Origin of the sequence: Candidatus Bipolaricaulis anaerobius, assembly GCF_900465355.1 — a bacterium.
Taxonomy (GTDB): domain Bacteria; phylum Bipolaricaulota; class Bipolaricaulia; order Bipolaricaulales; family Bipolaricaulaceae; genus Bipolaricaulis; species Bipolaricaulis anaerobius.
The window spans coordinates 805214-818514 of the sequence record NZ_LS483254.1 but is presented as its reverse complement, the minus strand read 5'-3'; the positions used below and the strand labels follow the sequence as shown (position 1 = coordinate 818514).

Annotated in this window: 18 protein-coding genes; 9 read left to right on the top strand and 9 right to left on the bottom strand. The window is 65.7% G+C overall.

Annotation, left to right across the window (positions count from 1 at the left end; all coding sequences use genetic code 11):
- Positions 1-2 precede the first annotated feature (2 nt).
- On the top strand, positions 3-341 hold the full coding sequence (locus BARAN1_RS04040; RefSeq protein ID WP_157959455.1) for an Mth938-like domain-containing protein: 339 nt from the start codon (positions 3-5) through the stop codon (positions 339-341).
- A gap of 9 nt (positions 342-350) precedes the next feature.
- On the opposite strand, the gene BARAN1_RS04035 is transcribed toward BARAN1_RS04040, so the two are convergent.
- The 4 genes from BARAN1_RS04035 to BARAN1_RS04020 form a co-directional block, all read right to left on the bottom strand.
- On the bottom strand, positions 351-938 hold the full coding sequence (locus tag BARAN1_RS04035) for an HAD family hydrolase (protein WP_157959454.1): 588 nt from the start codon (positions 936-938) through the stop codon (positions 351-353).
- A gap of 3 nt (positions 939-941) precedes the next feature.
- Complete coding sequence (locus tag BARAN1_RS04030) at positions 942-1730, bottom strand: carbohydrate ABC transporter permease (protein WP_122031775.1); 789 nt, start codon at positions 1728-1730, stop codon at positions 942-944.
- Between the two features lie 71 nt (positions 1731-1801).
- Positions 1802-2716: a carbohydrate ABC transporter permease gene (locus tag BARAN1_RS04025; protein WP_231944237.1), complete on the bottom strand. Its 915-nt coding sequence runs from the start codon at positions 2714-2716 to the stop codon at positions 1802-1804.
- Between the two features lie 86 nt (positions 2717-2802).
- Entirely contained in the window at positions 2803-4080 is a 1278-nt protein-coding gene (locus BARAN1_RS04020) for an extracellular solute-binding protein (protein ID WP_122031116.1), read from the bottom strand.
- A 198-nt stretch (positions 4081-4278) separates the two neighbouring features.
- On the opposite strand from BARAN1_RS04020, the gene BARAN1_RS04015 reads away from it, so the two are divergent.
- On the top strand, positions 4279-5400 hold the full coding sequence (locus BARAN1_RS04015; protein WP_122031114.1) for a M42 family metallopeptidase: 1122 nt from the start codon (positions 4279-4281) through the stop codon (positions 5398-5400).
- Positions 5401-5412: 12 nt separating this feature from the next.
- The gene (locus BARAN1_RS06790; protein ID WP_269460760.1) at positions 5413-5535 is read left to right on the top strand and encodes a hypothetical protein; all 123 of its coding nucleotides are present in this window, start codon (positions 5413-5415) and stop codon (positions 5533-5535) included.
- A 4-nt stretch (positions 5536-5539) separates the two neighbouring features.
- On the opposite strand, the gene BARAN1_RS04010 is transcribed toward BARAN1_RS06790, so the two are convergent.
- Together BARAN1_RS04010 and BARAN1_RS04005 are read right to left on the bottom strand one after the other, a co-directional pair.
- The gene (locus BARAN1_RS04010; protein WP_122031112.1) at positions 5540-5917 is read right to left on the bottom strand and encodes a DUF2780 domain-containing protein; all 378 of its coding nucleotides are present in this window, start codon (positions 5915-5917) and stop codon (positions 5540-5542) included.
- 126 nt (positions 5918-6043) lie between these two features.
- Entirely contained in the window at positions 6044-6229 is a 186-nt protein-coding gene (locus BARAN1_RS04005; RefSeq protein WP_122031110.1) for an HVO_2922 family protein, read from the bottom strand.
- Between the two features lie 53 nt (positions 6230-6282).
- On the opposite strand from BARAN1_RS04005, the gene BARAN1_RS06865 reads away from it, so the two are divergent.
- The gene (locus tag BARAN1_RS06865) at positions 6283-6843 is read left to right on the top strand and encodes a radical SAM protein (RefSeq protein WP_420196461.1); all 561 of its coding nucleotides are present in this window, start codon (positions 6283-6285) and stop codon (positions 6841-6843) included.
- Between the two features lie 111 nt (positions 6844-6954).
- Here BARAN1_RS06865 and uvrB read toward each other — a convergent pair whose 3' ends face one another.
- From uvrB to BARAN1_RS03985, 3 genes are read right to left on the bottom strand one after another with little or no spacing between them, the layout of a single operon-like run.
- Positions 6955-8943 carry an excinuclease ABC subunit UvrB gene (uvrB, locus tag BARAN1_RS03995; RefSeq protein WP_122031106.1) on the bottom strand — a complete coding sequence of 663 codons (1989 nt, stop codon included), beginning with the start codon at positions 8941-8943 and terminating at the stop codon, positions 6955-6957.
- A gap of 55 nt (positions 8944-8998) precedes the next feature.
- Positions 8999-9490, bottom strand: coding sequence for a thioredoxin family protein (locus BARAN1_RS03990; RefSeq protein WP_122031104.1), 492 nt, complete (start codon positions 9488-9490; stop codon positions 8999-9001).
- On the bottom strand, positions 9487-9834 hold the full coding sequence (locus BARAN1_RS03985) for a DUF134 domain-containing protein (RefSeq protein ID WP_122031101.1): 348 nt from the start codon (positions 9832-9834) through the stop codon (positions 9487-9489). The genes BARAN1_RS03990 and BARAN1_RS03985 overlap by 4 nt, the downstream gene beginning before the upstream one ends.
- Before the next feature lie 129 nt (positions 9835-9963).
- Between BARAN1_RS03985 and BARAN1_RS03980 the strand changes: the two genes are divergently transcribed.
- The 5 genes from BARAN1_RS03980 (at position 9964) to BARAN1_RS03960 (ending at position 13297) form a co-directional block, all read left to right on the top strand.
- Positions 9964-10272, top strand: a complete 309-nt coding sequence (locus tag BARAN1_RS03980; RefSeq protein ID WP_157959453.1) for a hypothetical protein — start codon at positions 9964-9966, stop codon at positions 10270-10272.
- Positions 10273-10280: 8 nt separating this feature from the next.
- On the top strand, positions 10281-10886 hold the full coding sequence (locus BARAN1_RS03975; protein WP_231944236.1) for a NifB/NifX family molybdenum-iron cluster-binding protein: 606 nt from the start codon (positions 10281-10283) through the stop codon (positions 10884-10886).
- A 275-nt stretch (positions 10887-11161) separates the two neighbouring features.
- Positions 11162-11479 carry a NifB/NifX family molybdenum-iron cluster-binding protein gene (locus BARAN1_RS03970; protein ID WP_231944235.1) on the top strand — a complete coding sequence of 106 codons (318 nt, stop codon included), beginning with the start codon at positions 11162-11164 and terminating at the stop codon, positions 11477-11479.
- A complete protein-coding gene (locus BARAN1_RS03965; protein WP_231944234.1) occupies positions 11463-12335 on the top strand; it encodes an ATP-binding protein in 873 nt (290 codons plus the stop codon). The genes BARAN1_RS03970 and BARAN1_RS03965 overlap by 17 nt, the downstream gene beginning before the upstream one ends.
- Positions 12332-13297 carry a nucleotide-binding protein gene (locus BARAN1_RS03960; protein ID WP_122031092.1) on the top strand — a complete coding sequence of 322 codons (966 nt, stop codon included), beginning with the start codon at positions 12332-12334 and terminating at the stop codon, positions 13295-13297. The genes BARAN1_RS03965 and BARAN1_RS03960 overlap by 4 nt, the downstream gene beginning before the upstream one ends.
- The last annotated feature ends 4 nt before the right edge of the window (positions 13298-13301 follow it).

The following is a 13301-nucleotide window of genomic DNA, read 5'->3' as shown; positions in this document are numbered from 1 at the left end:
GGATGCGACTGGCGAACTACCACTTCGGGCGCATCGAGGCGGACGGGGTCGTCTACAAACACGACCTCGTCGTCACCCCGACCGAGATCCGCGACTGGCGCCGCCGGGAGGGCCACCGCGTGTACCCGGAGGACCTCGAACCCGCCCTTGCCGCCTCGCCCCAGACGATCGTCATCGGCACGGGGTTCTCCGGGCTCCTCCAGGTGACCACTGATGCGATGCGCGTCCTTAAAGGGAGGGCGATCGAGCTCGTCGCCGAGAAAACGGCCGAGGCGGTGGAGGCGTTCAACGACCTCTCCCGCTCGCAGCGGGTGTGCGCCCTCCTCCATCTCACCTGCTAGGGGAGGAGGCTACGGTCGGCCGTTGAGGAGCCCGCACGAGCGGAGGGCAGACTCCAGGCTGCCTGGATCGCGGAACTGCCACGCGGTGATCCCGGCCTCGCGCGCCCCCGCGACGTTCTCCAGGACATCGTCGAAGAACAACGCCTCCGCCGGAGGGCACCTCTCCTCGGCGAGGATCCGCCCGTAGAACCGCGGATCGGGCTTCACAAGGCCCATCCGGTGGGACGCGTACACGGCATCGAATGCAGCGAGGAGGCCCAGCCTCTGGAGCGCAGGCCAGTGGGGCTCCATCGTATTCGTCCCCGCCACGACCCGAGCCCGGCGCCGGACCCGAGTGAGCAGGGTGAGGACGGCGGGGTTCGTCCGCGGCCGGAACTCCCTCTCCCAGAGGTCCTCCCCAACCTCCCGCCCCGTCCGGTCGCGGAATCTGGACCAGAACTCCAGGGGGGTGATCGTCCCCTCCATGAGAAGCCGCGTGTCCTCACCCATGAGGGCGCGGAAGGCCTCCGCGGGCATCCCCAGTTCCGCCGCGATGGCCGGCACCGAATCCGCGTTGTCCACCACCACGCCGCCCAGATCGGAGATCACGAGCCTCACGAGTTACCCCTTCTGCGCGGAGAAGAGGCGCGCTCCCCCCACGAAGTACCGCGACAACCCCAGGAAGAGGACGACCATGGGCAGGGAGGCAAGGACCGCGGTCGCCATCATCGCCCCCTCATCGGTGAACTTCTCCTCAGCGAACAGCGTGATGTAGAGCGGGATCGTCTGCATCTCGCGGCTCTGGGCGATGAGGAGCGGCCACATGAGGTTATCCCATTGGGTGCGGAAGGTGAGGACGGCCAACGTCGCGATCGCTGGCCAGCTGCTGGGGAACACGACGCGCCATAGGATCTGCACCTCGCTCGCTCCATCGATGCGGGCAGCATCGAGGATCTCATCGGGGAAGGTGAGAAGGTGCTGGCGCATGAGGAACACGCCGAACGCGTTCACCAAGAACGGGACGATCAGGCCAGCGTACGAGTTCTGCATCCCCATGTTCGTGGTGATGATGTAGAGGGGGATCATGATCACCTGAAACGGGATCATCATCGTGGCGACGATGAGGAGCATGATCGCCTTCCTGCCCCGGAACGTGAACTTGGCAAGCCCGTAGCCCGTGACCGTGGACAGGACGACCGTGGTCAGCGTGATCGCGGTGGCGACGAAGAGGGAGTTCACCATGTTCCGCACGAAGTAGAACCGCCCATCGTTCCCCCGGATCGCCTGCCAGAAGTTCTGCCAGTAGAACGTGTTGGGGATCCACCGGTACGGGATGCGCGTCACCTCGCTCGCCGGCATGAGCGAAGCGGTGGCCATAAATACGAGGGGACCTAGAACGTAGACGAGCATCAGCCCCAGGACAACCCACACCCCAACCGTGGCCACCACCGACCGGCCCTTCGCCAACCCTCGGCGCCCCCTCACAGGTAGCTCACCTCCTCCGAACGCGCCAGACGGAACTGGAGCCAGCTCAAGAGCAACATGATCGCGAACAGGATCAAACTCAACGCGCTCGCCCGGCCGATCTGGAAGTTCCGGATCGCGGTGTGGTACACGTTCAGCGTGATCACATCGATCGGTGACCGCGGTGATCCGGCCTGGGAAAAGAAATACTGCGTGCTGAACGTCCTCAAGCACTGGATCATCGCCATGACCGAGACGAGGAGCGTGGTCGGTTTGAGGAGGGGGAACGTGATCTTCCAGAACGTCTGCCACACGCTCGCCCCATCCACCCGCGCCGCCTCGAAGAGCGACCGCGGGATGCTTCCGATGCCAGTGATGAAGATGATCGTGAAGTACCCGACGTACTTCCACACGTAGACAAGGATCGTCGAAAGCTGGAGCATCGCCGGCGCCGCGAGCCAGTTATGGTCTACGCCCGGCGTCCCTGCGAGCGCGTTCACGAGCTGGTTAGCAATCCCCCGCGGGTCGAAGATGAGGAGCCAGATCGCGGCCGCCACGACCGTGGACACCACCGCTGGGGAGAAGAACGCGAGCTGGAGGAACCGCTGGAGCTTCCTCCGCGAGGTGATGAACACAGCGAGGATGAGGCTCAACCCGACGAGGAGCGAGAACGCCCCCCCAGTGAAGATGGCGGTCGCCCGAAGCGAGTTCCAGAACGTCGGCGAGTGAAAGAGGTACAGGTAGTTCCCGAAGCCGATGAACTTCGGCGGCGCGGTGGAGAGGAGATGTTTCTGGAAGAAGCTGAGGTAGAGGGCGTTCAGGACCGGATAGATGCTGAACAACCCGAAGAAGACCAAGCTCGGCACGACGAACGCCCAGCCCCAGCGGCCGCGGCGCTCACAGATCCCCCGCGTGTGCCCGTTTTTCCGCAAGACGCCCCCTCGTCTTCTAGAGAAAGCACGAGGGCCCGGACGCCCGGGCCCTCTTCCTGCCTTAGTTACCCATGCTGCCCATATGGCTACTTGTACTCCGCGAGGACCTCGTTCGCCTTCCGCCGCAGCGTGGCCAAGGCATCCTCCGGGGTCACGCCCTGCAGCATCACTGCCTTCACGGCGTCATCCAGGAGCTGCTTGAACTCCGGGTTGGCCACGTGCAACTGCACCATCGACGAGCGGGCCATGTCCGCCGCGAACACGTCGCCGAACGGCTGCGCTGCGTACACATCGGAGGCAAGGAGGTCGTTCCGAGGCTGGATCAGGCCGGCCTTGGTGAGGTACTCCTCCGGGTTCGAGAGCATGTAGGCGATGAACCGCCATGTCCACTCCTGGGTCTCACGTGAGCTCTGCGCGTTCACCATGTAGTAGTGCCCGTAGTAGTGGGCAGCTATGTCCTGGACCGCGTTCTCAAACACGGGGAACGGAATGACCATCCACTCGCCGCTCTCGTAGAACGCCGGGTTGTCGTTCCTGATCCGGGCGATCTGGTAGAAGCCGCTCAAACACATCGTCACTTCGTTCCGGTCAAAGTTGAAGAGCGAGCGGGCCGCCTTGTAGGTGGGGGAACCGAGGTTCTTCCCAAGCGGGCCCCACTGCTGGAGGTACCGCAGCACCTGGAGCCACGCCTCGTCATTGATGATTGCTGTCTGCCCGTCCGGGCTGAGGAACGACCCGCCGAGCTGCTCGACCATTGGCAACAGCCATTCAAGGTAATACCCGTAGCGGAAGTCGAACCCCCGGCGCTTGATGATCTCGCCCTCGCGGATGACGAGCTTCTCCGAGACCTCCATCATCTGCTCCCAGGTCCGCGGGTAGTCCGTGTCCGGGTCGAGGCCGACCTCCCGGAAGTACTTCTTGTTCACAAACACTGACCAGATCGTCAGCTCAAGCGGCAAGCCGTACAGTTGGCCGTCCCGATAGACGGGATCGAGGGTCCCCTCGAGGTACGCCCCGAGGATCGTGTCCACGTCCGCGTAGCCCACCCACTCCGGCCGCAGCGGCGCGACCCGGCCCATGACGAGGTAGGGATACGCGTCGTTGATCTCGAGGTTGAACATGTCCGGTCCCTGGCCCGCCGCGAACGCCGTCAACAGCACCTCCGCGATCTTCGCCGACGGGTAGGTCACCCGCTCGATCGTCACGTGGGGGTAGAGCGCCTCGAACCGTCGGATGTACTCCTCCTCAAGCGGCGTCCGGTTGGGGTCTTCATGTGTCCAGAACGTGATCTTGACCGGATTGGCCGCCATGGCCACCGCGCCCATCGCCAAGAGAGCTACCGCAATCCAAGCCACCCGTTTCATGTGCGTTGCCTCCTTAGAACTTCACTGCCTTCCCGGTTCTCTCGACCGCAACGCCACGCCCTTTCTGACGGCTCTCACCCCCCTCGCGGAGCGACAAAACCCGTTCTCCTGCCAGTATACCCCTCGGATCCCGCTTCGCCCAGTGCGGGTCGCCCCAACGTGGTAGACTCCTTCATCTTGTGAACGGGAGGGAGCACGATGGACAAGGGTAAGGTTGCGTTCCTGGAAAGGTTTCTCGCGACGATCAGCCCGTCGGGGTTCGAGGCCGAGGCGGCAGCGGTATGGCGGGAGGAAGCGGGCAAGTTCGCGGAGCGGACGTGGGTGGACCTTCACGGGAACGCGTTCGCGTCCGTCAACGAATCCGCTGCCCCGCGGGTGATGCTCGCCGGGCACATGGACGAGATCGGGCTCATGGTGTCCCACGTGACGGACTCGGGCTACCTCTATGCCCGCCCGATCGGGGGCTGGGACGGCCAAATCCTCCCCGGCCAGCGGGTATGGGTGCAGACGAAGACGGGCCGCGTCCTCGGGGTAATCGGCCGCAAGCCAATCCATCTCCTCGACGAGGAGGACCGCAAGAAGGTGGTCAAGGTCGAGGATTTGTGGATCGACATCGGTGCCGAATCGAAGGCCGACGCCCTGAAGAAGGTGGAGATCGGGGACCCGATCGTCCTCGCCCACAATCCGGACCGGCTGTCCGACGACCTCCTCGTCGCCCGCGGCGTGGATGACCGGATCGGGGCGTTCGTCGTCCTCGAGGCGCTGCGCCAGCTCAAGGCCCTCAAGCCGAAGGCGGCCGTGTTCGCGGTGGCCACCGTCCAGGAGGAGATCGGCCTCCGCGGGGCGCGGACGAGCGCCTATGGCCTCGATCCGACGGTGGGGATCGCCGTGGACGTGTGCCACACCACCGACACCCCCGGCACAGAGGGGGAGAAGAAAAGGCTCGGCGAGATCATGCTCGGCAAGGGCCCTGTGATCGCCCGGGGGCCGAACATCAACCCCAAGCTGTTCGACCTCGTTGTGGCGACGGCCAAAAAGGCGAAGATCCCGTACCAAGTGGAGCCAGCGCCCGCCGGGACCGGGACGGACGCCAACGCGATCCAGCTCAACCGGGCCGGGGTGGCCACCGCCCTCGTCTCGATCCCCAACCGGTACATGCACTCCCCGTGCGAGGTCGTGTCCCTGACAGATGTCGCGAACGCGGCGAAACTCATCGCCCACGTCGTGGCGGGGCTGACCGCGACCACGGATCTCGTGCCGGGGGAAAAAAGAGCTCACCCGGCCCGACCTCGGGGCACCGCCGGACGAAAGCCGGGGTAGCCTCGGGGAAAGATGACGCCGCGCGCCGTGGGGAAATGGCTGCTCGCGGGTCCAGCCGGGCCCCCCGCCCTCCTCCTGGAGGCTGAGCTCCTCCGCCGACCGCAGACGTGGCGGTACGTCCTCGGTGGTTTCTGAAGATCTACTTCAGTGCCTTCTCTAGAAGGCCCTTGACGGCATCTCCCCCCCTCGATTGCACGAAAGACACGACGATCGGGACGAACTTCCCTACCATGTCGCTCTCGAGCCCCAGCTTCTTGAACCCCCCGGCAAGGCTTGCCAGATCAGCTAGCCCGCCGCCCCCGGTGACCTTCTTCGCGAGCCCCCCGAGCATCCCGCCAATGCCTCCTGAGGGGATTTTGGAGAGGAGGTCATCGGCCCCGGGGACCGTCTTCGCGATCTTGGCAAAGTCTTGCTCTCCCAGCTTCCCTTTGGCAAGCGAGAGGAGAAGACCGGCTCCTCCCTTGGCCTGTTCCTCGGTGACCCCCAGTTGGCTCGTGATCATCTTGATGAGTTCCACAGCTTCCTCCTGTCTCGCCAGACAATATCCACTACAAAACCCCGGGGAGAAGAGCTCAAGCTCTCTCTTCCTCCCTCAGGCTTCGCGCGTCCCTGCCCTTCAGCGAGGGCAGTGGGGGAAAAGGGTCTACTCCTTCACTTCCTTGATCGGAGCCCCCTTCGCGTTCTCCTTCACCGACTCGATACCGTTCATCGCGGCTTCCTTCGAGGAGTAGGACTCCCCCGAGGACGCGATCACGTTGGTGTTGGAGTGCCGGAGTCGCCACCGCCATTTGTCGCTCTTGTCCTTGTAGAGCTCGAACGTCGCAGCCATAAGATCACCCCCTAAGCCATGGGCCCTGCGTTGACAGGTGGCCTGGCGCGTCGATTCTACATCCTTTCTTCAACCTTCGCTGCTCGGACTGCTACGCCGAGGCCCATCCTCGACCGGGTTCTCGCCGAGGGCCGAGAACGCTGGGACGCCCGGCTCGTCGTCCTCTCCGGCGGCCCCCCCCTCCTCTACAAGAGCGACGGGACGACGTTCTCGACCTTGTCGCCCGCCACCGAAGGTTCCTCTACCTCCTATTCACGAACGGCACCCTCATCACCCTTGACGTCGCGCAGAGGCTCGGGAAGCTCGGAAATCTGACCCCTGCTATCTCCGTCGAGGGGGGTGAAGAGATCACGGACCGTCGGCGGGGGAACGGGAGGTTCCGCGGCATCCAGCAAGCAATGACGTATCTCCGAGCACACGGGGTTCCGTTCGGGATCTCCCTCACCGTGACCTGGGACAACGTGGGGGAGGTCCTGTCCGATCCGTTCCTCGACCTCTTCTTCGAGGAGGAGGGTGCGTTCTACGGGATCCTGCTTCGCTACCTGCCCATCGGGCGGAGGCCTGACCTGAACCGGATGCTCACCCCCGCACAGCCGGTCGAGCTGTGGCGGTGATCGTGGGACGCTGTGGAGAATCAAGGGATCTTCGACTTCTGGAACTCCGGTCCCGTAGTCCGAGGGTGCCGGGCACGGGGACGGCGCGGAGGCGCCGGGCACGCTAACGCCCTAGAGGAGGCGTCGCAGCTCGCGGAGCTTGTCGCGGTAGGCGGCGGCGAGCTCGAACTCCAGCCGCTCCGCGGCGGCTCTCATCTCTTTTTCAAGCGCCCGCACGAGCTCAGCGATCTCCGCGCGGGGGAGGTTGGCCGGCTCCTTGGGGATCTCGATCGGCTCCGCGCGGCGGCCCGAGAACTCGGCGACGATGTCCCGCACTTCCTTCTCGATCGTGCGGGGCGTGATCCCATGCCGCCGGTTGTAGGCGAGCTGGATCTCTCGCCTCCGGTTCGTCTCCTCGACCGCCTGGCGAATCGCGTCGGTGATCTCGCCCGCGTAGAGGATGACCTTGCCCCGCACGTTCCGCGCCGCGCGGCCGATCGTCTGGATGAGGGAGGTCGCCGAGCGGAGGAACCCCTCCTTGTCGGCATCGAGGATCGCCACCAGCGACACCTCGGGGAGATCGAGCCCCTCCCGCAGGAGGTTGATCCCGACCAAGACGTCGAACTTCCCGAGCCGCAGATCGCGGAGGATGTCCACCCGATCCAGGGTCTCGATCTCGGAGTGGAGGTAGCGGGCCCGCACCCCGAGCTCGACGAGGTAGTCGGTGAGATCCTCTGCCATCCGTTTGGTGAGGGTCGTGACGAGGGCCCGTTCCCCCCGTTCGGTGACCGCCCGCAGTTCGGCGAGGAGGTGGTCCACCTGCCCCTGGACCGGGTGGACCTCGATCTCGGGATCCACCAGGCCCGTCGGCCGCACGATCTGCTCGACGATCTTCGCGGAGACCCGCCGCTCGTAGTCGGCCGGGGTCGCGGACATGAAGATGACCTGCCCCACCCGTTCCTCAAACTCCCCAAACGTCAGCGGGCGGTTGTCGAGGGCGGAGGGGAGGCGGAACCCGTACTCAACGAGCGTCCCCTTGCGCGATCGGTCGCCGTGGAACATGCCGTTGATCTGAGGCACCGTCTGATGGGACTCGTCGATCACGGTGAGGAAGTCCGGGGGAAAGTAGTCGAGGAGCGTCCATGGCGGTTCACCGGGCGCGCGGCCATCGAGGTGGCGGGAGTAGTTCTCGATCCCTGGGCAGTACCCCATCTCCCGCATCATCTCCAGATCGAACAGGGTTCGCTGCTCGATCCGTTGCGCCTCGAGGAGCTTCCCCGCCGCGCGGAGCTCCTTCAGCCGCTCGTCGAGCTCGGCCTCGATCCCCGCCAAGGCTTGCTTCAGGCGCTCGTCCGGCGTCACGTAGTGCGTGGCAGGGGCAATCGTGGCGCGCGTCCGTTCGCTAAGTGCATTTCCCGTCAGCGGATCCACGGTTGAAATCCGCTCCACCTGGTCCCCGAACCACTCGATCCGGTACCCCACTTCCTCCGAAGCAGGGATGACCTCCAGGATGTCCCCCCGCAGCCGGAACGTCGCCCGCTCGAACGCGAGCTCGTTCCGCCGGTACTGGAGCATGACGAGCTGGCGGAGGACCTCGTCGAGCTCGTACTCGCGCCCCACCTCGAGCGTCACGGACAGGGCCGCGTAGTCCTGGGGCGAGCCAAGGCCGTAGATGCACGACACCGACGCCACGACGATCACGTCCCGCCGGGAGAGGAGCGACGCCGTGGCAGCGTGGCGGAGGCGATCGATCTCTTCGTTGATCTGGGCGTCCTTCTCGATGTAGGTGTCGGTCTGGGGGATGTACGCCTCCGGCTGGTAGTAGTCGTAGTAGGAGACGAAGTAGTGGACCGCGTTATCGGGGAAGAGCTCCCGGAACTCGCCGTACAGCTGAGCGGTGAGGGTCTTGTTGTGGGCGATGACGAGGGTCGGGCGCTGGATGTTCTGGATGACGTGGGCGATGGTGAAGGTCTTCCCCGTGCCGGTGGCCCCGAGGAGGGTCTGGTAGCGATGCCCTGCCCGCAGCCCCGCCGTGAGCGCGGCGATCGCCTGGGGCTGATCGCCCTGGGGTTTGAGCTTCGTCTTGAGCTGGAACCGCTCCCCGGTCGTGACCTTCGCCATCACCCCGATTGTAGTTCAGGCTGTCGGGGCACGGGAGTCCCCTCCGATCCCCCGGCTACCTCGTCACGATCCACGCCACGAGGAGGACGGCCACCAGGCCAAACACGAGGGCAACGCCCCACGAGCCCGAGCCCGGCGGGGCGCCCTCGTCGTCCGGAGGGGGGATGGGAACAGGATGGAGGCGGGTGAGGGGCGATTCACACCCCTCGGCGGCGCACCGCGCCACCTCCTCGGCGATCCGCAGCTCCGCCGCGCGGCCGATGCCGACGCTTGCGAGGTCCCCCACCACGACCACCGGCGTGGCCACCTCGGTAACCCCGTAGGCCGCGGCGAGGTCCACCATCAGCCGGAACTCGCTAGCGCTGTAGGCGACCTCGTGCTCGATGATCCGCAGGTCGGGGTAGTCCGCGGCCAGGGTCCGCAGGTAGGCCTTCATCACCTGGCAGTCCGGACAGGTGGCGGCCCAGAAGTAGTGGAGCTCGACGGGAACAGCGAGTGCCACCACGGGGACGGCAAGGGCCACGATCAACCCACCCCAGCGCATCATGGGCCGATGGTACCCTCCCCACGGCGGCCGCCCCACCGATGGCGCCCCGGGGGCATGCGGATGTGGTCCCCCCCGGTGAACACGATCCCCTTCCCATGAACGAGTGCGTCCGCAACCTTCGCCCGTCCCGCGGTGAGAAGCCGCTGCACCGTTGCCCGAGAGACGCCCATCTTCTTGCCCGCCTCATCCTGATCGAGCCCGAGGAGGTCGCACAGTCGAAGGGCCTCGAACTCGTCCAGGAACAGGTTTACCATCTCCAGCCCGCGTAGCGGCACTCCCACCGGTTTGAACCCCTGCTGGGGGGGACGAGCTTCGCACCAACGGGGCTTGGGAGGCCTCGGCATAGAGCGATGGTAGTGACCCGGATCCCATCCTGCAATGAAAAGCAACGGAATCAGCAGGTGCGAATCATTCGCATACTCGCTCTTGACAGTTGTGAGCGTATGCTTACAATGTTCGTCGAGGTGATATCCATGCGCTACCGGAACATGTACTACGCAACCGGACTCCCGGGCTGGATGCGGTTCGGATACTCCCCGGGCTGGGGCGGGATGCCGCCGGGGGCGGCGTACCTCGCTCAGACAGGCCAAGTGCCTGCGTTCGCGTCATGGTGGGCTCAGGGGGTTCCGCCGGCCCCCCCGTGGGGGCAGGGTCCAGGGGGGATGGCAGCTCCGAGCCAGGAGGACGAGGTGGCCTTCCTGTCCAGCCGAGCTCAGGCACTGGAGGCCGAACTGGCCCAGATCAAGACGCGGCTGGACGAACTCACCGCGGGGTCGGCATGAGCGTACGGTTGCTGGCAGCAACGGGGAACGGTGGGCTGGGTGACCACATCTCCCCAGTGTTCGGCCGGGCTCCGACGTTCACGATCGTCGAGCTCGACGGCGCGGAGATTCGCGGATCCCAGGTCATCCCGAACCCATTCCAGGACGCGGGCTCCGGGGCGGGGATCCAGGCCGCCCAGCTGGTCGCCAAGCACGCGCCGCAGGTTGCCCTCGCCGGCAACTTCGGCCCGAACGTCTCGAGCGTCTTCTCCGCCGCGGGGATCCAGATGATCCCCGTCAGCGGGATGACGGTGCAGGAGGCCGTGCTCGCCTACACCTCCGGGAGGCTTGCCCCGAGCCCTAGGGCGGCCGCGCCGGGCCCCGGCATGGGGGGAAGCCCCGGAAGGGGGATGGGGCGTCGGGCAGGGATGGGTCGTGGCATGGGACAAGGCATGGGCGGCGGGCTCGGCGGGGGCATGTACACCGCAGGACGAGGGGCCGTTTCTGGACAGGAGGGCCCCGGACCGAACGCGGATCCGCAGGCTCTGAAGCAGAGGATCGCGGATCTGGAGAAACAGCTGGACCAAGTCCGTCGGAGACTGAGCGAGATGCAGGAGGGAGATCGAGATGCCTAGAGGGTTCTACGGTCGCGGGCGCGGCTTCGGGGGGATGGGACGCGGGATGGGCAATCCGTACCCATTCTGCCGCTTCTATCCCTGGCTCCCCAGGGGTTGGTGGCGGTACGGCTACGCCCCCTACTGGGGCTACGGAGGGTATAGACCGGTTCCCCAGATGAGGGGGCAGCCATATTGCCCGCAGTCGCCGGCCTACCCGTATCCACCGACGTGGTGAGGAGACGGAAATGAGGGTATGCGTACCCACCGCAGGGGGAGGCGGCCTTGACGATCGGGTGGGTGAGCATTTTGGCCGCGTTCCCACCTACACGATCTACGACACCGACACCGGTGAAGTAGAAGTGTTCGAAAACGTCTCCGAGCACATGGGCGGCGCAGGGCTCCCCGCCGAGCTCCTCGCCCAAAGCAGGGTGGATGTGGTCCTGTGTTCCGGCCTCGGCCGGAGGGCCCTCGCCCTCCTCAATGAAAGCGGCATCGAGGTGTGTACCGGGGCCTCAGGAACGGTGAGGGAGGCAATTCAGGCGTGGCAATCAGGAAAACTCCCCGGGGCTGAGGCCTGCGCTAGGCACCTATTCCATGATCACGGCGGCTGAGCCCCTGCGGATCGCCGTGGCTTCAGGGAAAGGGGGCACCGGCAAGACGACCGTCGCCGTGTCCCTCGCGTTAGCGTTGGGCGATCGGACTCCCGTAGAGCTCGTGGACTGCGATGTGGAGGAGCCGAACGCCCACCTTTTTCTCGCCCCGCAGATCACCGCCCACGAGCCGGTGGAGATCCTGGTCCCCGAGGTAGACCTCGGCCGGTGCACGTTCTGCGGCCTCTGCGCGGCGGCATGTCGGTTTGGGGCCCTTGCCATGGTCGCGAGGAAGGTTCTCTTCCACCCCGAGCTCTGCCACGGGTGTGGGCTGTGCGCCCTCGCCTGTCCGGAGCGTGCGATCCGGGAGGTACCGCGAACCATCGGGTGGATCGAGGAAGGAGACGCCCAAGGCATCCGATTCCGTCGCGGCGTCCTCAACGTGGGGGAGCCGATGGCGACCCCGATCGTCCGCCGCCTGAAAGAACGGATCGACCATGAGCGAGTGACCATCCTTGACGCCCCGCCTGGTACAGGGTGCCCGGTGATCGAAACCCTCCGGGGCGCGGACTTCGCCGTTCTCGTGACGGAACCGACCCCATTCGGCCTTCACGATCTCCGGCTCGCAGCCGAGGTGACGCGGATCCTCGGCATCCCGACCGGGGTTGTGATCAGCAAGGATGGGATCGGCACCGACACGCTCGAACGGTACTGTATCGAGGCGGGCATCACCGTGCTCCTGCGGATCCCCATGGACCGGCGCATCGCCGCCGCCTACGCCCATGGCATCCCGCTCGTCGCAGCATTCCCGGAGTGGAACGAGGCCTTCCGAGGGCTCTACGACGGTATTCTCCAGGCCGCACCACGAGCCCCATGACCGAACTCGTTGTGATCTCCGGCAAAGGAGGTACTGGGAAGACGACCGTTGTCGCCTCCCTCGCCGCGTTGGCCCACGACGCGGTGCTTGCTGACTGCGACGTGGATGCGGCCGACCTCCACCTCCTCCTCCAACCCCAGGTGCAGAAAACAATCGGCTACGAGGGCTCGGAGGTCGCCATGATCGACGTCAAGGCGTGTACAGCATGTGGGGCGTGTCAGGCGGCCTGCCGATTTGGGGCCATCTCCTGCCGCGACGGAGCCTATGCCGTGGATCCCCTGTCCTGTGAGGGTTGCGGGGCCTGCGCCTACGTATGCCCGGCGGGCGCAGTTCGCCTCCAGCCTAGGTTTTCTGGCTGGATCTACATTTCCAAGTCCCCGTATGGCACTTTGGTACATGGGGAGCTCAAACCCGGTGAGGAGGCGTCAGGGAAGCTCGTAGCCCAGGTGAAGTGGCGGGCGCGGGAGCTCGCCCGGCTGGAGGGGCAGAAGTTGCTTTTGGTAGATGGGGCGCCGGGGATCGGCTGCCCAGTGATTGCCTCCCTATCCGGGGCCCACGCGGTGTTGATCGTAACCGAGCCGAGCCTGTCAGCGTTCCACGACCTAGAACGGGTGGTGGCGGTGGCGCGCCACTTCCGAGCCCAGCCCCTGGTCGCGATCAACAAAGCCGACCTTGCCCCCGATCTCGCGGACGAGATCGACGCCTACGCCCAAGGAGAGGGCATCCCCGTTCTGGCGAAGATCCCTTACGACGAGCAGGTGGTGGCGGCCCTCGTCGCCCAGCACCCCGTCGTCGAGTACGGCAGCGGCCCGGCAGCGAAAGCGATGCGCGCCCTGTGGGGAAGACTATCGGATACGGTGGGACTAAGAGCGGGGCCGGCCACCGAGCGGTTATCCACGGAGCCTACCTGTGGTGGGTTCTTACCGAGTACGGATGCGGACACCATGGCTGGCAAAGGATGAACAC